The organism is Pseudomonas sp. NPDC089752 (assembly GCF_044748725.1).
In the GTDB taxonomy this organism is placed as follows: Bacteria; Pseudomonadota; Gammaproteobacteria; order Pseudomonadales; family Pseudomonadaceae; genus Aquipseudomonas.
Genome location: NZ_JBIVGP010000002.1, coordinates 240,771 through 263,370 on the forward strand (window position 1 = coordinate 240,771; position 22,600 = coordinate 263,370).

The 22,600-nt window shown below is 55.0% G+C and carries 21 protein-coding genes and 2 pseudogenes; 9 read left to right on the top strand and 14 right to left on the bottom strand.

Annotated features, from left to right (window positions below; genetic code table 11):
* Positions 1-132: 132 nt before the first annotated feature.
* The 7 genes from ACIPZF_RS03905 to ACIPZF_RS03935 all read right to left on the bottom strand — a co-directional run bounded on the left by ACIPZF_RS03905 (position 133) and on the right by ACIPZF_RS03935 (position 6,069).
* Positions 133-789 carry an amino acid ABC transporter permease gene (locus ACIPZF_RS03905; RefSeq protein WP_400795420.1) on the bottom strand — a complete coding sequence of 219 codons (657 nt, stop codon included), beginning with the start codon at positions 787-789 and terminating at the stop codon, positions 133-135.
* Positions 786-1,427, bottom strand: coding sequence for an amino acid ABC transporter permease (locus ACIPZF_RS03910; protein WP_400796092.1), 642 nt, complete (start codon positions 1,425-1,427; stop codon positions 786-788). The genes ACIPZF_RS03905 and ACIPZF_RS03910 overlap by 4 nt, the downstream gene beginning before the upstream one ends.
* Before the next feature lie 5 nt (positions 1,428-1,432).
* Positions 1,433-2,236, bottom strand: coding sequence for an amino acid ABC transporter ATP-binding protein (locus tag ACIPZF_RS03915; RefSeq protein WP_400795423.1), 804 nt, complete (start codon positions 2,234-2,236; stop codon positions 1,433-1,435).
* Positions 2,237-2,330: 94 nt separating this feature from the next.
* Positions 2,331-3,221 carry a nitrilase-related carbon-nitrogen hydrolase gene (locus ACIPZF_RS03920; RefSeq protein WP_400795426.1) on the bottom strand — a complete coding sequence of 297 codons (891 nt, stop codon included), beginning with the start codon at positions 3,219-3,221 and terminating at the stop codon, positions 2,331-2,333.
* Positions 3,214-4,707: a class I adenylate-forming enzyme family protein gene (locus ACIPZF_RS03925; RefSeq protein ID WP_400795429.1), complete on the bottom strand. Its 1,494-nt coding sequence runs from the start codon at positions 4,705-4,707 to the stop codon at positions 3,214-3,216. The genes ACIPZF_RS03920 and ACIPZF_RS03925 overlap by 8 nt, the downstream gene beginning before the upstream one ends.
* A 43-nt stretch (positions 4,708-4,750) precedes the next feature.
* A complete protein-coding gene (locus tag ACIPZF_RS03930; RefSeq protein ID WP_349975136.1) occupies positions 4,751-5,239 on the bottom strand; it encodes a MaoC/PaaZ C-terminal domain-containing protein in 489 nt (162 codons plus the stop codon).
* Positions 5,240-5,253: 14 nt separating this feature from the next.
* Positions 5,254-6,069, bottom strand: a complete 816-nt coding sequence (locus ACIPZF_RS03935; protein ID WP_400795432.1) for a polysaccharide deacetylase — start codon at positions 6,067-6,069, stop codon at positions 5,254-5,256.
* Between the two features lie 387 nt (positions 6,070-6,456).
* On the opposite strand from ACIPZF_RS03935, the gene ACIPZF_RS03940 reads away from it, so the two are divergent.
* The 3 genes from ACIPZF_RS03940 to ACIPZF_RS03950 all read left to right on the top strand — a co-directional run bounded on the left by ACIPZF_RS03940 (position 6,457) and on the right by ACIPZF_RS03950 (position 8,019).
* Complete coding sequence (locus tag ACIPZF_RS03940) at positions 6,457-6,804, top strand: RidA family protein (RefSeq protein ID WP_349975138.1); 348 nt, start codon at positions 6,457-6,459, stop codon at positions 6,802-6,804.
* 176 nt (positions 6,805-6,980) lie between these two features.
* Entirely contained in the window at positions 6,981-7,394 is a 414-nt protein-coding gene (locus ACIPZF_RS03945; RefSeq protein ID WP_400795435.1) for an acyl-CoA thioesterase, read from the top strand.
* A gap of 19 nt (positions 7,395-7,413) precedes the next feature.
* A complete protein-coding gene (locus ACIPZF_RS03950) occupies positions 7,414-8,019 on the top strand; it encodes a TetR family transcriptional regulator (protein ID WP_400795438.1) in 606 nt (201 codons plus the stop codon).
* 44 nt (positions 8,020-8,063) lie between these two features.
* Here ACIPZF_RS03950 and ACIPZF_RS03955 read toward each other — a convergent pair whose 3' ends face one another.
* Complete coding sequence (locus ACIPZF_RS03955) at positions 8,064-8,873, bottom strand: citryl-CoA lyase (RefSeq protein ID WP_400795440.1); 810 nt, start codon at positions 8,871-8,873, stop codon at positions 8,064-8,066.
* Positions 8,874-9,047: 174 nt separating this feature from the next.
* A complete protein-coding gene (locus ACIPZF_RS03960; RefSeq protein ID WP_400795443.1) occupies positions 9,048-10,046 on the bottom strand; it encodes an FAD-dependent oxidoreductase in 999 nt (332 codons plus the stop codon).
* 730 nt (positions 10,047-10,776) lie between these two features.
* On the opposite strand from ACIPZF_RS03960, the pseudogene ACIPZF_RS03965 reads away from it, so the two are divergent.
* Positions 10,777-11,625: pseudogene (locus tag ACIPZF_RS03965) on the top strand (chemotaxis protein); the annotation flags it as partial.
* A 393-nt stretch (positions 11,626-12,018) separates the two neighbouring features.
* A pseudogene (locus tag ACIPZF_RS03970) lies at positions 12,019-12,531 on the top strand (methyl-accepting chemotaxis protein); the annotation flags it as partial.
* Positions 12,532-13,076: 545 nt separating this feature from the next.
* Here ACIPZF_RS03970 and ACIPZF_RS03975 read toward each other — a convergent pair.
* The gene (locus tag ACIPZF_RS03975) at positions 13,077-13,808 is read right to left on the bottom strand and encodes a TorF family putative porin (protein WP_400795445.1); all 732 of its coding nucleotides are present in this window, start codon (positions 13,806-13,808) and stop codon (positions 13,077-13,079) included.
* 907 nt (positions 13,809-14,715) lie between these two features.
* Here ACIPZF_RS03975 and ACIPZF_RS03980 point away from each other — a divergent pair.
* The gene (locus ACIPZF_RS03980; RefSeq protein ID WP_400795447.1) at positions 14,716-15,177 is read left to right on the top strand and encodes a hypothetical protein; all 462 of its coding nucleotides are present in this window, start codon (positions 14,716-14,718) and stop codon (positions 15,175-15,177) included.
* A gap of 197 nt (positions 15,178-15,374) precedes the next feature.
* Here the strand turns inward: ACIPZF_RS03980 and ACIPZF_RS03985 are convergent, their stop codons facing one another.
* Both ACIPZF_RS03985 and ACIPZF_RS03990 read right to left on the bottom strand, forming a co-directional pair.
* On the bottom strand, positions 15,375-16,010 hold the full coding sequence (locus ACIPZF_RS03985; protein ID WP_400795449.1) for an HAD family hydrolase: 636 nt from the start codon (positions 16,008-16,010) through the stop codon (positions 15,375-15,377).
* Between the two features lie 108 nt (positions 16,011-16,118).
* Positions 16,119-16,631 carry a hypothetical protein gene (locus ACIPZF_RS03990; protein ID WP_400795452.1) on the bottom strand — a complete coding sequence of 171 codons (513 nt, stop codon included), beginning with the start codon at positions 16,629-16,631 and terminating at the stop codon, positions 16,119-16,121.
* Between the two features lie 238 nt (positions 16,632-16,869).
* Here ACIPZF_RS03990 and ACIPZF_RS03995 point away from each other — a divergent pair, with 238 nt between their 5' ends.
* Positions 16,870-17,319 carry a helix-turn-helix domain-containing protein gene (locus tag ACIPZF_RS03995; protein WP_400795453.1) on the top strand — a complete coding sequence of 150 codons (450 nt, stop codon included), beginning with the start codon at positions 16,870-16,872 and terminating at the stop codon, positions 17,317-17,319.
* Positions 17,320-17,337: 18 nt separating this feature from the next.
* Here the strand turns inward: ACIPZF_RS03995 and ACIPZF_RS04000 are convergent, their stop codons facing one another.
* Both ACIPZF_RS04000 and ACIPZF_RS04005 read right to left on the bottom strand, forming a co-directional pair.
* On the bottom strand, positions 17,338-18,528 hold the full coding sequence (locus ACIPZF_RS04000; protein WP_400795456.1) for a hypothetical protein: 1,191 nt from the start codon (positions 18,526-18,528) through the stop codon (positions 17,338-17,340).
* Positions 18,529-18,821: 293 nt separating this feature from the next.
* Complete coding sequence (locus ACIPZF_RS04005) at positions 18,822-19,022, bottom strand: hypothetical protein (protein WP_400795459.1); 201 nt, start codon at positions 19,020-19,022, stop codon at positions 18,822-18,824.
* Positions 19,023-19,928: 906 nt separating this feature from the next.
* Between ACIPZF_RS04005 and ACIPZF_RS04010 the strand changes: the two genes are divergently transcribed.
* Positions 19,929-20,831, top strand: coding sequence for a hypothetical protein (locus ACIPZF_RS04010; protein ID WP_400795462.1), 903 nt, complete (start codon positions 19,929-19,931; stop codon positions 20,829-20,831).
* A complete protein-coding gene (locus ACIPZF_RS04015) occupies positions 20,828-22,513 on the top strand; it encodes a hypothetical protein (protein WP_400795465.1) in 1,686 nt (561 codons plus the stop codon). Before ACIPZF_RS04010 ends, ACIPZF_RS04015 begins: the two co-directional genes overlap by 4 nt.
* The last annotated feature ends 87 nt before the right edge of the window (positions 22,514-22,600 follow it).

The following is a 22,600-nucleotide window of genomic DNA, read 5'->3' on the forward strand; positions in this document are numbered from 1 at the left end:
TCCTAGATCAAAGCTCGGCAGCAGGCTTAGCAGTCAACCCAGTGCCTAGTTACCGATTGGTGGTTAATGGCCACTACGGTACGCCAAATAACGGGGCACATGTCAACTAGCCGCCGGCTGGCACCATCAAGGTCAGTCGTACTTGCCAAGATGCCGCTCAAGGTAGTTGACGGCCAAGGTGGCCGGGATGCAAATCAAGGCGTACATCAATCCGGTAAGGCTCAGGATCGACATGTATTGGAACGTCTCTGAACCGATGTCGTTGGCGGCGCTGATCAGTTCAGGAAGCGCAATGGTAAAGCAGAGCGACGTCGCTTGAAGGATCAACAAGGCGAAGCCGAGCAAGGGAGGTAAAGCGATCCGCAAGCCCTGCGGAATCACGATGATGCGCAACGTATCAGCACGACTGAGTCCCAGGGTCTGCGAGGCTTCGCGTTGGCCAACGGCGACAGCATTCAAGCCCGCGCGAATGATCTCGCTGGTATACGCGCCCGTACTCCAGGCCAGTGCCGCCACGGACGCGCTCAGCGAAGATAACGTCAACCCGATAGTGGGCAATCCGAAATACAGGAACTGCAGGAGGATCAAGACTGGCCCACCACGCCCCAGCTCAACCAGAACCACACAGAACCAACGGATCGACCTGACCTTGGCCTGGCCACCAATGGCCCAGATCAGACCCAGCGGGATGCCGATGATCAAGCTCAGCGCCGCGACCTGTAGGCTGATGAGGTAGCCGTCCCACAACCGTGGGAACCACTCAACCCAGTCATTGAAAGTGCCTGTCATCGTTCAATCCTCATCCGAAGCCGTGAGTCGACTGCCCGTGACACGTAGGCCATCAGGAAGCTGAGGCTGAAATAGGCCACCGCCGCCCAAGCGTAGATCTGCAGTCCTTGGTAGGTTTGCTGGGTAAGCTGGTTCGCGATCAACGCCACATCCGCCACGCCAATGGCCGACGCAATCGCCGTGTCCTTGAGCAGACCAATGGCGTAAGAACTGGCGGAAGGCAGCGATATACGCAGCACTTGAGGTGCCAGGACATACCGGTACCGCTGCCACGCTGAGAGCCCTATAACATGGCTCGCCTCACTCTGCCCTTTGGGAACCGCTTTGAGTGCCCCGCGATAGATTTCCGCCAGATTGGCTGCGGTGATGATCGACAGACCAATCACAGCAGCAGTAAACGGGCTCAACCGGATCACGTGTTGCCCAATCGCAAAGAACACCGCGAAAAGCCACACGATGGGAGGGATGGAGCGGACGATGAGAATCACCGTTGCGCCCAGGTAGGAAAGCTGCGCGTTGCGAGCCGACCGGAGTGCGCAGAGCGGAATCGCCAAAATCGCCCCGGCGATGAAAGACGCCAGGGTCAAGGCGATTGTCCATGGCAAGCCCGCGCACAGTTTCTGGATCACTGTGAGCATGTCCATTAGCGATCTCGCACAGCGGAAAGAAACTGTTGAACGCGAGGGTGCTGCGGTGACCTCATGACTTGAGCGCTTTTGCCTTGTTCGATGATCTCACCGTCGGCCATGACGATAACCCGGTTCGATACGTTCTCTGCAAACCGCATCTCATGGGTGACGACCATCATGGTCATGCCTTCATCAGCCAACTCCCGCATGACGGCAAGCACTTCCAGACCCACTTCCGGATCCAGGGCCGATGTTGGTTCATCAAAAAGCATGATCTGAGGATCCAGTGCCAGAGCACGGGAAATGGCGATGCGTTGCTGCTGGCCACCTGAGCATCGAGATGGATACAGACCAGCCTTGCTCGCCAGTCCTACTCGTTCCAGCAATTGCATGGAGCGCTCATCCGCCTCTTCTCGACTGCGCTTGAGCACTCGCCGTTGTGCCAGCGAAACGTTTTCTAGCACGCTCATGTGCGGGAATAGATTGAAAGACTGGAACACCATACCGAGTTTACGGTTCAGGCCAGCCAATTGAGCACGCGTAGCGCCGACCGAAGCATCAATCGACAAATCGCCGATGGTCACGGTGCCAGCGGTTGGAGGCTCAAGCTGATTGATGCAGCGCAGTAGCGTGCTCTTACCTGAACCACTGGGCCCGATCAGTGCAACCACCTCACCGCTTTTGAGTTCAAAATCGATGGATTTTAAAACAGTGATATCGCCAAATCGCTTACTGACTCCATCCAGCCGCAAAACAGTGTTTTGGGGAGATAAATCCAGCGCAAGCGAAGATGACGCGAAGGAAATCTCAGCGTTCATATTTTTACCCCTTTACTAAGTTTTATTGTTGGCAGGGCTGTAAAAAAAGGGCTGCTGGCACAGCCCAAAAAATGAGACTCTTTGAGAATTCTTATTACAAATTCAAATTCGAATACAGCTCAGGCCGACGGTCACGCAAGTGGCGAACTTCGCCCTTCTCGCGCGAGAGCCGAAGCCTTGAAAGATCCAGCTCAACATTGAGCAGACCTGGGACATTCAACTCGCCCTCAGCGTAGGTGCCATCAGTCACACCCAACCGGTTGTCGATAGGGCACGCAACGAATGCTTTGCCCATACAGCTCACTGGATAGTCATTGGGGATACCCAGATCCCCGACGAGTGGCGAGACGCACACATACACCTGGTTTTCTAGCGCACGAGCGTGAGCACTGAACCACTCACGCCAGGATCCACGCTCTTCTGTCAGAGCTGGAACGAAAATGACTTCGGCACCAGCGGCGACAAAGCTACGAGTGAGCTCAGGGAATTGAACGTCGTAGCAGATGAAGACACCACACTTCACGCCATCAATCTCAAAAACATCATTTAGCGAGGACGCACCCGAGGTCTGGATGGCCTTCTCCCCACGAGTGAGATGTACCTTGTGCTGGCGTTCGAACGAGCCGTCTGGCTTGAAGACAAAGGCACTGTTGAAGCCTTCGCCATTTTCTTCATGCCAGTAGGTTGCGCCGACGATGTAGATGTCATGAGCCTTGGCCAGCGCGGTCAGGCACTCAACAAAAGCTGGATACATCGGGGTCAGGACGTCCCGGTAAAAAGCCGAAACAGTCTGATTACTGACCTGGGCTGCGTCCGGACTCGTCCACAGCAGACCCATCGGCAAGAATTCAGGGAGCAGCAGTACACGGCTACCTGCCGCCTTGGCTTCAAGGACTACCGACCCAACATGCTGGGCGAAGTCTTGAAACGCTGCATAACGCCTGATCTCAAAAACGGCGACAGATACCTTCAACTGATCAAGCATCTTGTGCTTCCTTCCAAATATTGAATAGCGCCTTCTTGTCGATCTTCGACGTGGATCCCAGTGGCATTTCAGACAGTTGGATGAAGCTGACCGGAACCTTGAACTCGGCAAGTTTTGCTCGGCAGTGAGCCGTCAACTCTTCAGCGCTGACCTGCTTACCAGCCGTGGTCACAAAGTATGCGAACGGTTGCTCACCAAATTTGGGGTCTGGGATGCCGATCACCGAAGCCAGCTGGACAGCTGGATGCTCACAGATGACGTCTTCAACCTCCGCTGGAGCGATGTTCGCGCCGCCTTTGATGATGATGTCCTTGATACGACCGGTCAGGTAATAGAAGCCATCCGCATCGCGGTAGCCCAGATCGCCCGTACGGAAGAAGCCATCAACGAAGGCTGATGCAGTGAGATCTGCGGCCTTGTAATAACCGCTAGTGGTGGCCGGCGCCTTCACCCATACCTCGCCCTCTTCACCATCAGCCGCCAGTTGCCCAGAGGCGGTGACGAACTTCACCTCGACACCAGGCGCTGCTTGGCCGATAGAGCCTTCAGGCAATTCGACTTGGCGAGAGGCGTAGCTACCAAAGACCGGACGAACCTCAGTCAGCGCGTAGTAATCTTCGATTCGCTTGTTGAACCGCCGAGCGAAGCGATCCTTCAGTTCCTTCGACAGAGGTGCACCAGCAGAGATGAACAACCGCATGAAGGATAAATCGAACTGCAGGTCATTTTGCTCGGCATATTCGAGCATCATGCTGAACATGGTTGGGACACCATGGAACACCGTCACACGGTGATTCACGATGGCATTCAACACATCAGCTGGGCGGAATTTACGGAGCAAAATCACTTCCGCGCCGGCCTGCAAGGCCATCGACGCTGCGGTTGAGAGTCCATAGAGGAAACCCAACGGCAGAGCCACCAACACCTTATCTTCGGGCGTTACCCCCCAGAGCTCGATCAAGGAACGGTTTCCCGCAAACTCGGCGGCCTGGGTGTAGCGAACAGCTTTGGGAACCCCCGTGGAGCCAGAGGTGTAAACAATGAGGAAATCCGGATTGATCTCGGACGCCTCCAGTTGCGCCTCAACCGACTCTTTCTGGAGGAAACCACGGGTATCAAAAATGGTGCAGTCACGTTCGCCGACCGCATCCAACGCTGCCGATGCCAGCAGCTCATCCACAAACAGATGTTTGATCTGCGCGTGATCGATGATGTAGGCCGCCTCCGCAGCGGTCAGCACAGCATTGAGCGGGATAAAGGTGCCGCCGATTTTCGACACCGCGTAATACAGAATCATGGTCGCACTGCTATTTTCGCAGTACACGCCTACCGGGGTGTTTCGCCCAATGCCCACACTAACCAAACGCGATACCGTCTGGTTGACCTCGCGCACTAACGCCTCGTAGCTGAGAGCCTCGTTTTCAAAACGAAGGGCGACTCTTTCAACATCGCTACCGGAGAAGGCCTGAATACCGCTAAATATCATGACAAAACCTCAGAGAACGTTAGTGCCGAGCCATGGACGCTTGTTAGGCAGGCTTGCAGTGCATCATCACCTTCCACTCGCCTTCCTGCACCGACTCACCGCGCTGGTTGACCAGAGAAACTTGGAAGTTGACGATACCAACACCTGGCTTTTTCGTCTCACGCTTGGAGCCGACCTTCTGGTTCACATGGATGGTGTCGCCAATCTTGATCGGGCCACGAAGATCCCAAGTCATGCCCAGAAAGGCGATTGCAGTGCCTTCCTTGATGCCCAGGCGGCTTTCCAGACCAGTAGCGATGGCAAAGCCAGCCGGGCCGTGCAGGATGCGGCCACCGAACACGGTGGTTTTCGCGAACTCTTCGTCGGTATGGACAGGGTTATGGTCGCCGGTCAACGCGGCGAACATCACGATGTCGGCTTCAGTGATGGTGCGGCGCGGCGAGTTCCATTCCTGGCCAACTTCCAATTGATCGAAGTACAAGGCGTTTTGGCCAATCCCAGTCAGGCTCTTCGGTTCAACTGCACTATTCATTGTATTTCTCCAGATTAAAGAGCAGCGCTCTTGATGTGTTTCGCAGCGGCACCCATGGTCATGAATTGCACGCCAGGTTGTTGCATGTGCTTGATCAGCTTTTCGAGCATCTCGATGCGCGGGCCACGCCCGATGATTTCCGGGTGGCACGTCAGCGTGAATACGCCATTGACCTTATGGGCATAATCGAACTCGGCAGACCATGCCTTGTAGACATCTTCAGCCAGCCGCAACCCGGTATTTAACGGACGCGGGGAGAACTGGAAGTAGGGATAGTCGTCGAGCTCCCAGGCAACCGGAAACTCAAGTACCTGGCTCTGCTCACCGTGCGTGAATCGCTCTTCCGTGAGTACGTCGTTTTTACGGGCGTAGAACGTATTGAAGTCATTCGACATGAGGCTGCTGTCGTAGATGAGTCCGAACTCTTCGAGCAGATCGATGGTGTTGTCACTCAGATCCCATGCAGGCGAGCGGTAACCGATAGGACGCACGCCCGTGACCTTTTCCAGCACCTCAAGGCTTTGGGTCAGGAGGCGTCGCTCTTCTTCGATCGGCAGCCCCACGGGCGATTCATGAAGATAGCCGTGGCACCCAATCTCATGCCCCGCCGCCACGATGCGCTTCATCTGCTCAGGGTAGGAGGAGGCAGTGTGAGCCGGCACGAAGAAGGTCGCGGGGACTTCGCAACGCTCCAGAACCTCCAGAAGACGGGGAATGCCGACTTCAGCTCCAAATTCCCCCCTAGACAGAGGAGTCGGAGAAACCTGCTTGAAAGTGCTCATCCAGATGGCGACGCCATCAAAATCGAAGGTTAGGCATGCGATGGTCATCAGTGCTCCTCAACAGAAATCAGCAGGTTTGGCATCTCGAACGGTCTCGACCTGCCCCTGGCATCACAACCAGGGCGCCTCCCACGAGCTTCTACGAGCCTGTAACGGGCCAGCCCAGAAAAAAGACCAATCGTAATAAAAATTAGACCGCCCAGTCAGTATGCTTGAATTGGTAAGCATGTCAATAGACCCACGGGTCAGCCATCGCCCGAAAAACTCGCCTCCAAGCTCCGAACCATGGCCTTCACCTTGCGCGGCAAGACTCGCAGGTTTAGAATTAATACCGAACAGTCAGATTTTTAGCCTGACTGTACGGTCTGTCAACCATTAAAAGGTGTCGTCATGATCCAAGCTATAAATGCAGGGCCCGGTTACCCAGGCGTATCGATGTCAATCCGGGTCACCGACGGGGATCTGCTCTTCATCACCGGTCACGCTCCCGTTGACAGTGACGGCGAGGTGATCGAGGGTGACTTCGAAGCACAGGTCGTGGCGGTTTTCGAGAACCTGCGCGGCACTCTTCAGGCAGCAGGGGTGGGCTTTGAGGCCTTGGTACGCATGAACACGTACCTGACCGACGTGAATCCAGAGACCCTCGCAACCTTCAAGGCTGTGCGTAACCGCTTCGTGAACATGGACTGCCCCCCGGCCAACACGTTGCTCAAGGTGAACGGCCTGTACGACGGTCGCATCCGGATCGAAGTAGATGGCGTTGCAGTCTTGCCACGCGCTTGACCGATCGCTTGCCGCCTACCAACCAGGCGGCACTTTTAATCGAACGGCTGTACCGCCTGGCCGACCTATACGAAGGTAAAATTGACTTGGCGGTACAAAAAAAAGACAATTACCAGGCTCCGTCCAATCAGAGGCTTGGTACAGGCTGAATACAGCCCTAGGAAGCAGGAGTACCGATGATCACGTTTCGAGGGGTTGTATATCCTGCGCAGACCGACGCCATGGGCCACATGAATGTGCAGCACTACGTCGCGTCCTTTGACCAGGCCTTCTGGCACTTGGCAGAACACCTTGGATACGACACCGAGTGGCGGCTCAGCCGCAAACAGGGTTGGGCAGATGTTCATTACGAAATCGACTTTCGATCCGAACTGCACGTCGGATCCACTTTTCATATCAAGAGCACGATCGACAAGGTTGGCCGCACGTCGATGGTGACCCACCACTCTCTTTACAACAATAAAGACCAGCTCTGTGCAGAAATCGCCATGACCTCAGTCTATTTCGACCTCGAAGAGCGCAAGGCCATAGAGATACCTGACTTTATTCGTGCGTCTGCATCCTCAATGATCGAGACGCGTACTGCTTAAAAACTATTCGGTGTACCCCATGAATCTAGATCTGCGCGATCAACTCAAACAGAAAAAGCAAGCCTACGTCCAAGACGAAATTCTGTCGTCCGCAGCATCCCTCTTCGCTGAGAAGGGATTTCGAGCAATTACCATTACCGATGTTGCCGCACAGCTGGGTTACACCAAATCTGTTGTCTACTACTACTTCAAGAACAAGAACGAGATCCTGTGGCAAATCTTCAACAGGATGCACGAGAGCTACGAGGCAACCATCGACGAGATCCTGGCCCAGGAGCTCTCCGCTGAAGATGCGCTTCACCGCATCCTTCACAGCCATGCCCTTCACGTGATGAAGAAGAAGGACTGGACTGCTATCTATTTCAGAGACGAAAGCGAGCTGGAGCCCGACCAGCGCCTGCTGATGCGCAAGCGCAAGCGCGAGTACGACGCCAAGATTGAGGTCATTTACCAGCGCGGCATCGATGAGAAGAAATTCAAAGACATTCCTCCTCACATCGCGATCACGGGCTTCATGGGCATGTGCAACTGGCTGCACACCTGGTTCAACGAACAGGGGTCTCATACCCCTGAGCAGATCGCCGATTACTACTGCGACTTGATGTCGGGCGGCTACCTGAAGTAACCGCCAGCAAAGCGGAAGAAGCGCGACTCTCGTCGCGCTTTTTTTCAGTTCGATTTAGCCTGGGCAAAATCTTCAGCAAAGCTGCGGCGCTCACGCGCGTAATCAACCTGATCATCCGGGATAACACGAATACGGACTTTGCTCTGCATCTCTTCGGAAATGTGAGCGATCACACCAGGCATAGTCGAGATCACAGCCAGGCCTGTCATCTCGGCAGGAGTGAACCCCATCTGGGCCAGGATCGCGCCCATCATCCCGACTTCGTTGATGACGATCTCTGGCTTGTTGGCCTGGGTAGTGAACGCCTTGTGAACTGCCTCGTACCACTCACAGGTTTCTCCCCAAACACCCGTCTCGATTGCCAACTGTTTCAGTTGCTGAGCACGAGGGTCGGTGTACTTGAAGGCTGGGTGACCGAGACCTGGAACTCGCTCCTTACGAGCCCTCATTCCCTCTACGAGGCTCGCAGCTGCCTCACCCAGGGATGCCGCTTGCTTGGCAGCAGCAAGGGTTGCATTCAGGAAAATACCCGTCTGATCCGGCGCCAACGAGTACTCACCTGCAGACAGAACGGCGGTCGCCAGGCCAGCAACCATGCTCGGGTTGCTTGACACGCAGAAGCGCGCAGCGGCAGTCCCTGGCTTACGCAGGGAGTAGTCCAGAACAGAACACAGAACCCCTTCAATCATCTTGGCTTGGCCAACTGTGGGCAGCTTGCCGCGAATCAACAGGTAGGTGGCGTCAGCGAAGCTGAGCTTGCCAATCAGGTCGCCCAGATCATAGCCACGGATGTACACAGTGTTGTCTTGGACATCGCTGACAGCGCTGTTCCAGTACTTAGGCGTCTCGTTCATGCTGAATTCCTGGTGAATGGATCAAAGCCAAGCGCGCGGCCCGGCGTCAAATGATGGTATCCGAGCCCAAAACAACTGTCCAGCCAGTCAGTCTTTTTAACTGACCAATCGGTATGTTCTCATCAGCATTTCGTTCTGACCGGGTATCAAAGCCGCGTACGCAGCTGCAGGATTTCAGATGATCCAGGGTATAGATTGGGGCTGTTCTACCAGAGCAGTGTCGGCACACACTGGCACCTGGATGTGCCCGAGATCAGCGCAAGGCCGAACGCTCTCTGCAAATTCCCGAGCGCCCGTGACGGTATGGAAAATGTCTTGGTAGGGGCCGACAGTGATGACCCTCGGATCCTGCGCATGCGCCTCGGCATCTGGCCACGAGGCTCGTCTGTTATTCCCTTCTTTGGAAAAAAAACCACGAATCGGATCAAGGATGGCAGACACTAGTTGGTTCGCAGCCGGGGGTCGGGTCTTGGCCAGGATGTGTGAGGCACGCTCAAAGGAGAGATATCGACCTGTCATAGGTAGCCAAGCATCCGGGCCATTGCCAGGCACCTGTTCTGACTTGGGCTCTTTGGCCTCCCTGCACACCACAACAGTCGCGTAACCGAAAACCTCACCGTTCACCTCAGCCTGGTGATACCCCGTCATTGGGCGCAAATCAGCGAGTGACCTCCCCCTGAGCACCCGACCGCCTCGATTCAAGATGCTTTCGATTAGCTGTGTGGCCAACCGTTTGGGGGATATCGAAATATCCTGGTCGAATTTGGCAACCGCCAAGGTGAAGGGAGGGATATCAAGGTGGGAGACCTGGGTTGAAAACCTCACCAGCAACCCGTTCGCTCTGCGGCTTTCGGCAAACTGCTCCAGCGCCTCTACGTATTCCGGTCGACGTTCGAAAATCATCGTTCCCAATGGGGAAGCGATCACTGTCGCCCCGAGGTCAAGGGCTATGTCACGAAACTCCGCGATGCCTTGCCAAGTGATCCTGGCAGCCTCTGGAGATTGATAGAGACCGAGCCAAGTGGAGACCAATTCATCGGAAGCCGCTTGGGGAAAGTCCAGGTCATCCAGGAACACGTCCGCTTCAAACCCAAACCGCTGCAGGAAGTACGCATGCAGGAGCGCCTCGACGCCGGCTCCCACGACCGCGATACCTCTATCCCGAACACCCATCCCCATATCTTCCCTCCGCATATCGCGCGCCTCGCCTCAAGCACGAGCCCATGACGCATGTACTCGTGGGTATTATTTTAATACCTGACGGTATTTTAATCATTCCTGACCGTCAAGCTGCATCAGCAGCAGCTCATCGGACGGGGCGAGCCCAGAGGCAAGCGCTTCAAAACGCGTTGCAGGGACTGACCGAATTTGCGCTTGCACGGGAGTCAGGCACCGCGACATACTCGCAAATACCCATCGGTTATTTTTATTGACCTACCAGTACAAAAGGTACCCCCACGACAACATGGGGTCTCCGCTCTTGCACATCACAACAACAGCAATGCTCGCCTGAGGACTCATGATGTTGGGGAACGCCTCCATTCGCACCACCATTACCGCGCTGAGCTTGATCAGCATGGTCGGGCTGATCACAGCGATCAGTGCGATCAACATCCAGCAAAATGACTCAACCGGCGCGTTGACCAGTGCAGCGAGTAATGCTGCGATTGAGCGGGCGATCAAAGGACAGTTGGAGAGCACGGCAGCCGGCCAGGCAGCACAAATCGAGGGTATTTTCGGAGAGAAATACACCTCGCTTGCTCAGCTCGCGATCCAGTTCTCAGGCATTCAAACTGTTTTCAGTGCTTATGGCATCGCAGCGAATGCCTCTCGCTTTCAAGCCGACCAGGCAGTGAAAGCAACGTTCGTGGGCGATAAGGATTTGCTCGGCGTATGGGGGATCATGGAGTCCAATCAGTTGGGTGAGGACAAAGACTTCGTCAATTCGCTTCCCTATAGCTCGAACAACAAAGGGCGTTTCGCCAGCTACTGGAATCGCACCACAGGAACAGTTTCGAACGCACCCACCGATGAGCAGATGTTGGTGGATGAGAGGAAAGGTGAGAGCGGCTTACCCTTCAACTACTTCTATAGATGCCCACTGACCACAAACGCCCCATGCCTGGCACCTCCGTTCACTGCGACGCTGGCCGGCCAGGACATCTTGATGACAACACTGGCATACCCTGTACGCAGGGGCGGCATGGTGACAGGTGCGGTAGGGGTTGATGTGGCACTCACAGATCTGCAAAAGCTGGCCATGTCTGCGAAGGAAAAGCTGTACAAAGGTGCCGGTGACATTTCGATTATCACCAGCTCGGGTATTGTTGCCGCCTATACGCCCTCCCCTGCAAAGTTGGGCCAGTCCTATCAAAGCTTGGGGTTACCCGAGATCAAGCAGCTTGGTAGCAGCACAGGCTCAACCAAGTCTGAGTACGTTGAAGATGCTCATTCGGTGAAAGTGATCTCGCCAGTCAGCGTCGGCGACAACATCGCCCCCTGGTGGATCGTCCTCACGCTACCGAAAACAGTGGTACAGGCGGAAGCCCAGAAGCTCCACGAGCTCCACGAGCAACTCCAGGCCGAATCGCTCATCAAGACCTTGGTAGTCGCCGGCATCGCCACCCTCATTGGAGGGCTGTTGATGTGGCTGACGGCAACCCGAATCACCACACCCATCCGCATGGTGTCCACGATGCTGCGCGACATCGCATCGGGCGAAGGTGACCTTACGAAGCGCCTGACCTACACCAAGAAAGATGAGTTGGGTGAGGTTGCGGTCTGGTTCAACTTGTTCCTGGACAAGCTCCAGCCCATGATCAAAACGATCCGTTCGAGCATCGTCGAAACCCGCCAGACGGCGAATCAGTCTTTCAGCATTTCTCAGGACACCAGCGAAGGGATGCAGGCTCAGTTCCGCGATATTGATCAAGTCGCCGCAGCATCCAACGAGATGACCACCACGGCTCATGAGGTGGCCAGTAACGCCGCAATGGTCGCCCAGGCAGCGCAAGATGCCGAGCGATCTGCTCAGACAGGTCATGCCATGCTCAAACGCACTAACCAGGGAATCATTGACCTGACCGGTTGCCTGACGTCATCCATGAAGGACGCCAGGCAGCTTTCCGACAGCAGCGAGCAGATCGGTGATGTATTGGATGTGATCCGTGGGATTGCTCAGCAAACCAATCTGCTCGCACTCAACGCCGCCATCGAAGCAGCACGCGCAGGGGAAAGTGGTCGAGGGTTTGCAGTTGTAGCAGACGAGGTCAGAAGCCTGGCCATGAGAACCCAAGACTCGGTGGAGCAGATCCGAGTTGTCATCGAGCAACTGCAGGCCGGTGCGTTGACGGTTACCACGGCCATCCAAGACAGCCAACAGCGGGCTACAACCAGCTCGCAGCGAATGGACGAAACGGTCGTGTCGTTCAACGACATCACCCAGGCAGTATCGAGAATCCAAGACATGACTCATCAAATTGCGACTGCAGCTGAGGAGCAAAGCGCAGTAGCAGAGGACATCAACTGCAACATCAGCAACATCCGCCTGGTTACTCAGGAACTCAACGAGAAGGCGAGCAGCTCCGCGACGCTCAGTGAGCACCTCAACACCCTGGCCGATAAGCAGCATGCACTGGCTGAACAGTTTCACGTCTAAGTTAAATCTGCCGCCCTATCCAGGGCGGCAATGCGCCTGGGGACGGAGATCTCCAGAACCAGGCCACCCTTTGAGAAACCCAACTGCTGACTGCCATAGCCACTTCCATAGTCATATCAAGCCCATTCCGATGGCTAGGCCGCTTGCCCTCAAATCCACCTGCACGTAAGGATCTCTGACTTCACGCTGGGTGCAAGCCTCCTCCGCTGAAGCTCGGCCCCCACGCCCCCATGGATGCAGCAGGCCTATAGGCTCAGGCCGAAGCCAGTTCAGCACTCTACCCCAGAAGCCAACGCAGCCCTGCGAATGGGATCATGATGTGCGGAGGTGCTTGGCAGGGCCGCTGCCGGCGTTGAAAGGAAAACTCTGTACCTCGAATGCCATAAAGACACGGGTAGCTGACCACAAGGAATGGTTGCAACCAACCTCACAAGCCGTCTATTTCCCGCTGGAGGAAGATGCTGGCCTTGGGCCCGGAGAGGTTGAGGAGTGGCGTGACCCTGCTAGTTCGCTACCAGGGTCACGTGGGAGGCTAGAGCACCCTGTCAGAAGGTTTTTTCAGCACCGAAGATCACAGTACTGGAGCAGACGTCATCAAATCCGTTGAAGCTGGCACATTCCGATTTCGAAAGACTGCTATCTGCGTAAGCGATTGACCATTTGATACCCAGCAGGCTCTTGCTGAGCTTGGCAATCCACGCATTGTAGCTGTCGCGCTCGCCCCCACTGTTACTGAAGAAGTAGTTATCTTTGTAATCTACCTTTCCGTAAGTGAGGTCAAGGGTAGATTCGAACGGCAGATTCGCAGTATATCCCACGAAGCTGTAGAGATAGCTTTGATTACCGTAAAGGTCATCAGAATACCAGCCACCCACATTGAAGCCATACGCCGTCAACTTGGTGTAGTATTCTGAGTAATTTAGGCTGGACTCTCTGGGATACTCATACTTGTAATAGGCAAGATCCCAGGAGACATTTTCCATGGGCTCGAAATAGTAGCCTACATAGTAGTCAAGCTCTTGACGGGTTTTGCTGCCATTACCGAAGTCGACGTTTGACGACCAAACCCCGAGGTATGCACCGCTGGAGTGGGCAAGCGTGACGCTCCCCTGCAGGGCTGGGTCATTTTGAGTTTGCGACACCCCCCGGCTCCAATAGTTGCTGAAAGCCCCCACATTTACGCTCAGAGTAAGATCATGGCCTAGGTCGATCGCATTAGCGAAAGTCCAAGGTGCAAGAAATAGAACAGGAGCAAAATATTTTTTAGTTATTTTCACAGTTTGATCCATTGATTGAAGTGAGACAGTTTTTTGAGCGGGACAGTTTCCCAAGATCGATCTGGTGAATTTATTGTTATTTAATTGAATCAAACCTTAACAATCTGCTTAGGCCGCAATCCTCCACATATCAAAACTGCTTACTCTATGGATCCGTCCAACGTGAAATAACTGGCAGGCCTCGTGAGGCAGTCATGCTTCAGCAGTTTCCAATTACCACACTCCAAATTTTCCCGCCTATACCTGATGGCCATTAAGCAGAAAACCCTGGAGCTCGACGTTATACAGATAAACTCCACTAATCGCGGGCAGGCAACACACATGCTCGCTTTAAACAACTTGAATGCAGACACCCTAGGTTCTACCCCATTTAAATCCGCACTGAACTGTCCCACCAACGGCAAGAGAAGTTTGCTCAGTCAAGGCGGTTCGAGTGCTCGCTCAGTAGTTTTGGCAGTACCTGTCGTCGTGATGGGACTCAAAATGACAGCATTCAAAAAAATAGTCAACCGACCAGGCGGTATTTTTGACCACTCGGTATTCTTTGCGAATTCTTGTGTTAGATACAGAGCCGCGATTTGAGTAAAAAGTCATTTAAATCATGAAGATATGATGCAGGCATAGGTACAGGGCGGCAGCTCATTCGGAGAACTGAGCAGAGGCTGCTCTGGGCGATGACAGTGCTGTTGCTTCCACTCCATGGGTGAGGTTGATTAGGGATAGCCTCAACCTTGCTGATGATCGCATAGAAGCCCGCACCTCCTTTCAGGCACCGTGTGCACCGCCCCGGTCATTGCCAGCTGGGCAGTAAGTGCAGCCAGTTGAGTTGATTCGCATCTGGCAACCCCCGGAAGCTTGAGGAGTCCTGGCCTTCCTGCTCAGGACATCCTTTCCCTTGGGAGTTTCTATGTATCGACTGCACGTTCTGCTTGATCGCCTGTTCCCTTACCCCTCTCGTCGACAAGCGCTGTTCGCCATCACCGCGTGGCCCGTGTTATTCGCGTTCGGCTGCTGGAGAACGCCTCAAATTTCAGAGTTTCTGCAATCACTGGGTATTGAGGTCACCATGTGGCAGGTCTTCCACGCCGCGCTCGGGGCCTACATCCTGCTCCTGATGAACCACGGCGCGCTTAACCGCCGACACTTCAAGCGCCACGCAGCAGATATTGATCGTCACCGCCAATTGATCAAGGTTGGACAGGGGATGGTGGTAGCAGGACTGGCGGGTACAAGCATGAACATGGTAGTGATTCGGGAGGAGGCCAAACTACGGAAGCGACTGGGTTTCCTGGTCGAGGCCGACCGCTTCTATTGCAGCTTGGAAAGCGTGATCCTTGTCTTCAAGTGGCTGTGCAGCAAGCTGAGATAACCCTAGCCGCACTCCCTGCGTCCTCCGAAATCAGGACAGCGTCTGAATTAGCACTGCCTTCGGCACCATCAGCGCTTAGGGGAAAGGTGAGCGAGGGGCTCAATCGGTCTCGCTCACCAAGTAATACACACACGCGAACGACCGCATCCAATCAAGGCTTCAGCGTCCTTGAACTTCGCGCTGCGAGCCAAGAAATATCAGGCTGTCTTCAATGCGAGCTCTGCGAACTGCGTCAAGCAGGAAATAGGCCCCTTCCCCTTTCTGTCCAGGTGGAAGCCGGAGATTCCGGCAGCTCTTGGGCCATCCCGATCGCACTGCACGGAATCCCCAATCATCGCGACACGCTCATCTGAATGCGGCATGTCCAGACCTAGAGTGACTCCAAGCTGGTGACAGATCTCGCGATAAATACCTGGATGCGGCTTCATCACTCCGACGTCATAACTCAAGGCAAACCCATCGACATCGCTGAAATGCTGCCGGAGAACAGGGCCGTACGGGGCGGCCAAGTTCGAGCAAATACCCGTAACCACCCCCTCTGCTTTGAGCAACCGAAGCGCGTCGACTGCATCGGGATACACGCTGATCGAGTCGAGCTCATCTTCCAGGTCATGCTGCAAGGACTTCATCTGACCAGGGCTCAAACAGATACCGAACGTTTCTGCAGCAGCGTCCAGGCTGAGGCTGGAGGTCATCAAACGATGGAGATCAGCAGCACTAGGCCTGCGACCTTGAAGAGCGCCGAGGCGAAGGAGCTGCCTGTAGGGGTGACGCTTCCGTCCGATTTGAACGACTGTTCCGAATGCATCAAAAATCACGGCCACGATCGGCATGGGCTGGACTCCTGTTTGTTTCACCTGCAGCAAGCATACGGGCGTGCCGCGATTGTTAGGTAGCCCACTCCAGGCAAAGCGCGCCGCTGCTTCAACGCCGCCTCGCAATTATCGTGACCAGCCCTCTACGACGTTGATCCCGTGTTGGGAAAAGTCTTGCAGCAGTTGCTTCCGGCTCAACCGAGCCGGAATCCTGAATACTTGCGAATACGCTTGATACAACATAAAGGGAATCAAGGCCAATCCGAGCCCATACGTTGCAATTGCCACAATGACTCCGGCAGGAATTGCGGCAATACCGATAAGAACCCCACTCCAAAAGCCCCCTCGCGATACATTGCGAATTTCATCGAGGTCATACTCAACTGCACCGCTTGGGGTTTCAAATGCTACAAGTACTACTGCCGACCTATGAAGCTTTTTCACATACCAAGTCCTTGGAATGTCTCGGGCAAACGCACCGTGACGCTCAAGGTATTTGGGAATGATCAAGTTCTTATAATAAATAATTTTACCAGCCCCATCTAACATACGAACTTTTTTGTAGAGGCGCGCATGTTCATCCGATGAGGTGGACTCATAATTCTTAACAGTAACAGTGACTTTCTGCAGCTCTGACATCCCGGCTTTCCTTAATGCCTATCCTGTACAGCAAAAATTTTGCTCGACCTGGTCGTCCGCAGGGCGCGTCCATGTGGGCCTCGCCGGTGCCAGGCTTCACTGGCAACCCAGGCAAAATCCTGTCACAGAGGGGTGCGCTCTCCTGCACCAATAATGGCAAAAAGACCACTCGATTAAATATATAGATTTGTTTGGACTCAAGCAAACACGGCATACCGTCTCATTTTGAGATGCTGCAATGATTCAAGATGGCTTCGCCACAGCACTGCGTCTGATTCGTGCCACCAAGGGGCTGACCCAGAAGGATCTGGCGGGCCCGGTGACCGGGTCTCACGTCAGCCAGTTGGAAAGTGGCAAAACCAGCCCGACAGTCAAAGCAGCGGGAGAGCTGGCCCAGGCGCTCGGCCTCTCACCTTCTGCATTGTTGGCTGTTGCCGTGGCCGCTGACTCGGAGGCCACCCCCAAGGATGTGTTGCTGCAGGCAATCGGCGAACTCGAAAACCTTGGGTTGGCTGATCAGATCCCGACAGCCTCGGCTCAGGCGATGAATACCCAACATCCGACCAGCATTCGCGCTGCGGCGACTCGCGCTCAAGTCCAAGCACTGAAGGGGCAGGGTCTGAGGCAAGTCGATGTCGCGAAAGAATTGGGAATTCCAAAAACTACGGTTCAACGGCACTGGCGCTGAAGATCTCGACATTCTGCGTCACGTGTAGAACGCCAACTGATCCAGGGTCAGGATGACTTGCAGCGCCTTCACCAGCGTATAGCTCTCACTGCCGGCATCACCGTGGCCCACCAGATGTCTGGAGACAGTACCTTCGATGAGGTTGTCCGGGTCGTAGCTCGCGAACATGTAATTGAGCAGATAACGGTTAAATTCCGTAGTCAGGAACAAGGTACCGGGGCCTCCCGTGCGTTTTTCTGCGCTCTCAATTGCAAAGGCCAGAAGCGCCTTGGTCTTGCCGGCCTTGCCGGTGTGAGCACGATAGGCCACGTTCAGAATGCCTTCGATCTCAGTCACCAGAACTTTGATGGCCGCGATGGGCCTACCCTGGGCGAACGCCTCGACACCCTCCCTGAGCAACGCCTCCTTGACTGCGAAATGCGGTTTGGCCATCCAGCGGGAGAGCATGTGATCAAGCCTCGCTTGGTCAAACTGGGTGACAATCGATGACTCGACTTCGTCCAGGGCAAGACCGCCCGCGTGATGAACAAGGATGTCGTTAAATTCTCGATGGAGAATCTCAGTAAATGGAAACCACCCCTGGGCCATCAGCCGATCCAAGCTCTCAGGATTGCCGACAGCTTCGTAGAGGTGCCGGAAACTGAGCTGTCTGTAGAGCCGGGCCAATTCTCGGCTAAAGGCCTCTATGTCTAACTCACCCGATGGATTCATATCGAAGGCCAGCCCAAACCCCCAAGCCTCCCGCATGAGGCAAATCACCTTGTCCTGTTTGCCAATCTCAACGCATGGGAACTCCATGGTGAGCATGTCCGCGATTTCATGCTGAAAGACCGCTGCCCCCGCTGCCACGCTGCGCGTTACGACGCATTGCATGGCTACCGCTGCGGTATCCAACCAAAGCTCGGCAGTTTGATCAGGCTTGAGAATCAGCAGGACAACCTTAAAACTACCGATATCAATGGCTGCTAGCGAGTTGCCGCCGCAAGCCCGGATCATGCCAGCAACCGACTTAGCCAGAAGGTGAAAGCCAGGTTCATCGGAGGTAAGGGCTAGGCGCGTGAAGATCTTGACCTGCTGTCCTTTGCCTGCAGTTTCGGCTGCAAACCCGATGTGATCCTCTACCTGGGAAAATCGAAGAGGCTCGCCCCCATTTCCAATACGTCCTACTGGCAGGGGGGCCTCGCCACTTTCGTGCACGTCCGATGTCATCGCTTTTCCCTCAACGATCTTGGTCGGCTAGTCACCAACCGTTCAGATAGTAACCGCTCAACGACTTTGAACACTGACTGAAAGTCAAAAGCTCCTCACGTTATCACCGTGCACTCCACCTGCCCCGACATGACCGCCCCGCTCACCAGCCGACATCTGCCCCGAAGAGCGCATCACGCAGCACCGGCGGCGCTGCATGCTCAAAGACCAGCCGCCGCAAGAGATACTGGTTCAAGTGTGAACGAAGTCGAGAGCGCAGTTCGACGCACAGTTCCCACTGCCCAAATTCAACGTCAGGCCAGCGCACCAACAACGCTTTCCGCAAAATCGGCAGCACCTGATGCCCAGCAGTGGTTGGGATATAGGCGAGTCAAATCGTCCAGCCCAGAACTGCGCTTGTAGCCCGCCAATGCCAGGCTCAGAATCTCGCCCAGAGAATCCCCGTAGACATGCCAAGCCATCTCCCACATCCGCGTCTCGATATCACTGTTCAAATCAAAACCCCACAAGCACTTCGTCACCGCACCATGCTGCTTTCAACCGCAGCCAACCATTTTCCCAGTCCAAGGACGATCAATCATGCACGTGGAACTCGATCTCAACCAAAACGACCTAGAAGCCCTTCTACGACACTGTGAAGCGTTCAAGCCTGCCAGCGGCGACGCTCGCGAGGATCAGCGCTTGGCAGACGCGCTAGAGGCTCTAGAGGAAGCCCTGCAGGCGGTTAACGCATCACGATGAGGCTCGGGGCTGACACAACAGAACAATTTATCGATAACCAGGGCTAACGTTGCCAATCCTACTGACTGAAAGGCGGGTTGATCTCAGCCAACATAGCCGGCGTTGGATGAGATGGGTGCAATTTCAGGCGGAGCGATTCACTCAAAAAAAATCTGGAAATCGCGGTCGTTTGTTTTCAAAACGTAAGGAGGGCCTTCGGCCCTAAAAACCGATCTCCCTGAACACCCCGCATAGCCACACAGAGGGGCAACCTAAAGGCGAAAAAGCGAAAAGCAAAAAACGTTAGGACAGGCCATCAAATAGCGCGTTGATCCTGCATCAGCGGTGGTGCAAGCACCGTTAAAATTCTTTTGCTCTCAAATAATAAAACTCCGTCGCGCAAAAAAAATTTCAAGGGGGTGGGGTGGCAAAAACGTCGCAAACAGACACGTTGCGTCTTAAATGAGCATATTTGTCCGACAGTGTCCGGAAGGGTGGCATTTCGGCAGCTTTCGAACCCCCTGCCCCTTGCCCCTTGCCCCTTGCCCCACAAGGATGCCGTTGCACGACACCGAGATGTAATGGTTGGATGTCGGCAAGGACTCGCCTCGCTAGGCGGTAACAGTTACGTTAAAAGTCTTCCAATGGACGAATACTCCCGCGCCCCGGAGCCCATGTAGATGGACATGATGCGGTTCAACGATTTTTACCTTCGCCTGTATCAAGCCAACCTTGAGCAGGATGGCCAAGCCTTGTTGGAAGAGTTTTATGCGCTGTGGCGCGAAGCGGAAAAATCAGGCGTCGACGCTGAGACACTCAGAGAAGAAGCAAAAGGCTGCCTTCGCCGGATCGCGACTACTGACTTGTTTCTGCTTGCCGCCTGCGCCTGGATCGGCCACAAGGGGCATTACAGACTCAGCAAGGCACTGGCTCATGAGGTGAGCGTTCATTACCTGCAATACCCCAAGCTGGTGCGATTCGCGCTAACCGGCGTGACTGAGCAGTGCGCGATCACCGTTGCGCGCAGGCTGTGTGCGTTGGATGTTCCTGTAGCCGTTTCCTTGGGCTGGGTGCTGAGCTTGAACGAAGACCTGCCACCAAGCCCGCTGATTTCGAGCAACCTAGCCACGGTCGTAAGGTTCCTCACGGTCGAGCACCCATCCACCTGTCAACGGCTTCTGGAAGCAGAATCTTCACCGCTGGCTGAATCGCCACTCGCCCAGCACCTGGCCGAGAAGCTTGCCTCGGAACTCCGTGAGCTGGAGGCCCTGCCCCAGTTGGCCGAGCTTCAAATGTCGTCGGAGATGCGCCGAAGCTTCCGCTACCTGCGCCGGAATGAAAGTCGAGCGGTGACCGAACAGGCTCGGGGGGATTTCTTCTTGGCCGATATGTTCATGGCATCGGAGCATTTCAAGTACGCCAACTATGTGGCAGTGGAGTACCAGAGTGATCAGGAAACCGTGGAGACGATGATTCCCATGTTTAGCCACGAGATGAGCGTGGAACTCCCTCAGACCTGGACTGCTGATCCGCTCCTTTACGTACACATGGTGAACAACCTTTGGGAGGAAGCTGGGCAATGAGCATTCAGCTGGTTCTCTCGCATTACCTCACAGGGCTTCGCGAACGCGACGAACTGGATGCCCTCCTCCCGGATCTTCTGCAAGCAATGGGGCACTCGGTGCAGAGCCGTGCCCAGGTCGGTGTGAACCAGGGCGGCGTCGACGTCATGTCTACGAAGGCTAATGACCAAGGCGAAACCGAAGTCTTCATGTTCATCATCAAATTCGGGAACGTAAGCCGAAATGACTTTTACAGCAGTCAGCAAGCGATCCTACCCTCCGTTCTCCAGGCGTCGACCGAGTACATCCGGAATCGGTTGCCGGAAGCTTTGCGAGGCTTGAAAAAACGGATCCTCCTGGTTTCCAACGGCGTCTTGAAGCAGGATGCCCAGTCGGATTATTCCTCCCTGACAAGTCAGGTTAAGGAGATGGATCCTCTGTGCTCGCTGGATTTCTGGGGAATGGATCAGTTGAGCCCGTTCATTGAGCAGTACCTCTTTGATGACGCGCTGCTGCTCGAAAAGGGGAAGTCTGACCTGAGGGCCGCACTGGCTGGCCTCGACGACACGCAAGCCTCATTCTCTCGGTTCGTGCGGTTCGTCGACGACTGCTTGAGCGCTGTAGAAGACGCCCCGGACGTGTCCGACAATACGCGCCGGAACCGCTTTCACAAACGAGCTGCGGCAGCAGCAATGGGATGGGCGGTTCTGCTCGTATGGGGCGAAAGCGAAGGCAACCAAAAGCCAGGCGTACTCGCAGGTGAATACCTCCTGCTGCGCCTTTGGAGCGAATCGATTACGCAGGGCCTTCAGGATGACGCTCAGTTCCTCAAGCGGTTCGAAACGCTTGCTCAGCTTCATTCCGATGCCCTGCGTCGGTACTACGATCGCGTGATGCCATCGCTTCTCAACCGTCGGAATGTCCTTCGGTATCGCCCAGATCAGGTGCTCTACATCGACTTGATCTGCGATGAGCTTGGGCGCCTGGGCACCGCGCTTCTGTTGCTACTCGCAACAAAGGCAGATCAGTCAAAGGTGTTGGCCATGCACATCAACCTGGTGTCTTTTATCAATGCCCACAACGGCTGCTTGTTGCCGGTATATGACGGTCAAGCAATCGACATTTCGCTCGCCACGGTGGCGATTATGGCTACGGGAGATATCACTAGCACCCAACTCATGGTGCGCGAGTGCATTGACCGTTTTGAGACGGCGCTAGAGCAGAACAGGATCATGCCGGTGGACACCGATGATCTCGAAGACGCCATGGCCCTGCACTACGGAAAGGAAACCCGGAGGGAGGGGTTCTTCCAAACCACCACGTTGGTGCCATTGCTGGGAACCATGGCCGCGCTGATCGGGGATCAGGAAGCTCTTAATCAACTGTCTACGGGGATTGTGCCGAAGTTGAAGCGAGTGACGCTAGAGCGGTGGTTTCCTCAGCAAGCCCTGCAGACGCTGACAAACTCTGGGGCCTATGTGAATGCCGTTGGTGTATCACGCAGCGTGACCGGCTTCATGCAGACGCCGGCAGAGGAAGTCGAAGCTTCGCTGAAAATTCCGACCCATGCCGCTGTCCCAGAGGACTTCGCTTGGCACGACACGCCTTGGGAAGTGCTGATGGCGATTTCGGCTAGGCTGCACCGCCATCCTCTGCCAACGTGGTACCTCGCAAAGCTGGCTGGGATACCGCAAGCGGAGTAACAGCTTCCACCTGATCGACCTGCCGCCCTCGTCATGGACGACGAGGGCTCGCCCGCTCTTGGCCCTCTTGAGATAGACAACGCCAAG

Bases quoted from the DNA above. Each gene is read 5' to 3' on its own strand.
- ACIPZF_RS03945 (WP_400795435.1), top strand. From the start codon at position 6,981: ATGATCACGTTTCGAGGGGTTGTATATCCTGCGCAGACCGACGCCATG.
- ACIPZF_RS03960 (WP_400795443.1), bottom strand. From the start codon at position 10,046: ATGGGTGTTCGGGATAGAGGTATCGCGGTCGTGGGAGCCGGCGTCGAG.
- ACIPZF_RS03925 (WP_400795429.1), bottom strand. From the start codon at position 4,707: ATGATATTTAGCGGTATTCAGGCCTTCTCCGGTAGCGATGTTGAAAGA.
- ACIPZF_RS03920 (WP_400795426.1), bottom strand. From the start codon at position 3,221: ATGCTTGATCAGTTGAAGGTATCTGTCGCCGTTTTTGAGATCAGGCGT.
- ACIPZF_RS04000 (WP_400795456.1), bottom strand. From the start codon at position 18,528: ATGACATCGGACGTGCACGAAAGTGGCGAGGCCCCCCTGCCAGTAGGA.
- ACIPZF_RS03930 (WP_349975136.1), bottom strand. From the start codon at position 5,239: ATGAATAGTGCAGTTGAACCGAAGAGCCTGACTGGGATTGGCCAAAAC.
- ACIPZF_RS03985 (WP_400795449.1), bottom strand. From the start codon at position 16,010: ATGCCGATCGTGGCCGTGATTTTTGATGCATTCGGAACAGTCGTTCAA.
- ACIPZF_RS03950 (WP_400795438.1), top strand. From the start codon at position 7,414: ATGAATCTAGATCTGCGCGATCAACTCAAACAGAAAAAGCAAGCCTAC.
- ACIPZF_RS04015 (WP_400795465.1), top strand. From the start codon at position 20,828: ATGAGCATTCAGCTGGTTCTCTCGCATTACCTCACAGGGCTTCGCGAA.
- ACIPZF_RS03935 (WP_400795432.1), bottom strand. From the start codon at position 6,069: ATGACCATCGCATGCCTAACCTTCGATTTTGATGGCGTCGCCATCTGG.
- ACIPZF_RS03905 (WP_400795420.1), bottom strand. From the start codon at position 789: ATGACAGGCACTTTCAATGACTGGGTTGAGTGGTTCCCACGGTTGTGG.
- ACIPZF_RS03915 (WP_400795423.1), bottom strand. From the start codon at position 2,236: ATGAACGCTGAGATTTCCTTCGCGTCATCTTCGCTTGCGCTGGATTTA.
- ACIPZF_RS03990 (WP_400795452.1), bottom strand. From the start codon at position 16,631: ATGTCAGAGCTGCAGAAAGTCACTGTTACTGTTAAGAATTATGAGTCC.
- ACIPZF_RS03995 (WP_400795453.1), top strand. From the start codon at position 16,870: ATGATTCAAGATGGCTTCGCCACAGCACTGCGTCTGATTCGTGCCACC.
- ACIPZF_RS04010 (WP_400795462.1), top strand. From the start codon at position 19,929: ATGGACATGATGCGGTTCAACGATTTTTACCTTCGCCTGTATCAAGCC.
- ACIPZF_RS03910 (WP_400796092.1), bottom strand. From the start codon at position 1,427: ATGCTCACAGTGATCCAGAAACTGTGCGCGGGCTTGCCATGGACAATC.
- ACIPZF_RS03980 (WP_400795447.1), top strand. From the start codon at position 14,716: ATGTATCGACTGCACGTTCTGCTTGATCGCCTGTTCCCTTACCCCTCT.
- ACIPZF_RS03940 (WP_349975138.1), top strand. From the start codon at position 6,457: ATGTCAATCCGGGTCACCGACGGGGATCTGCTCTTCATCACCGGTCAC.
- ACIPZF_RS03955 (WP_400795440.1), bottom strand. From the start codon at position 8,873: ATGAACGAGACGCCTAAGTACTGGAACAGCGCTGTCAGCGATGTCCAA.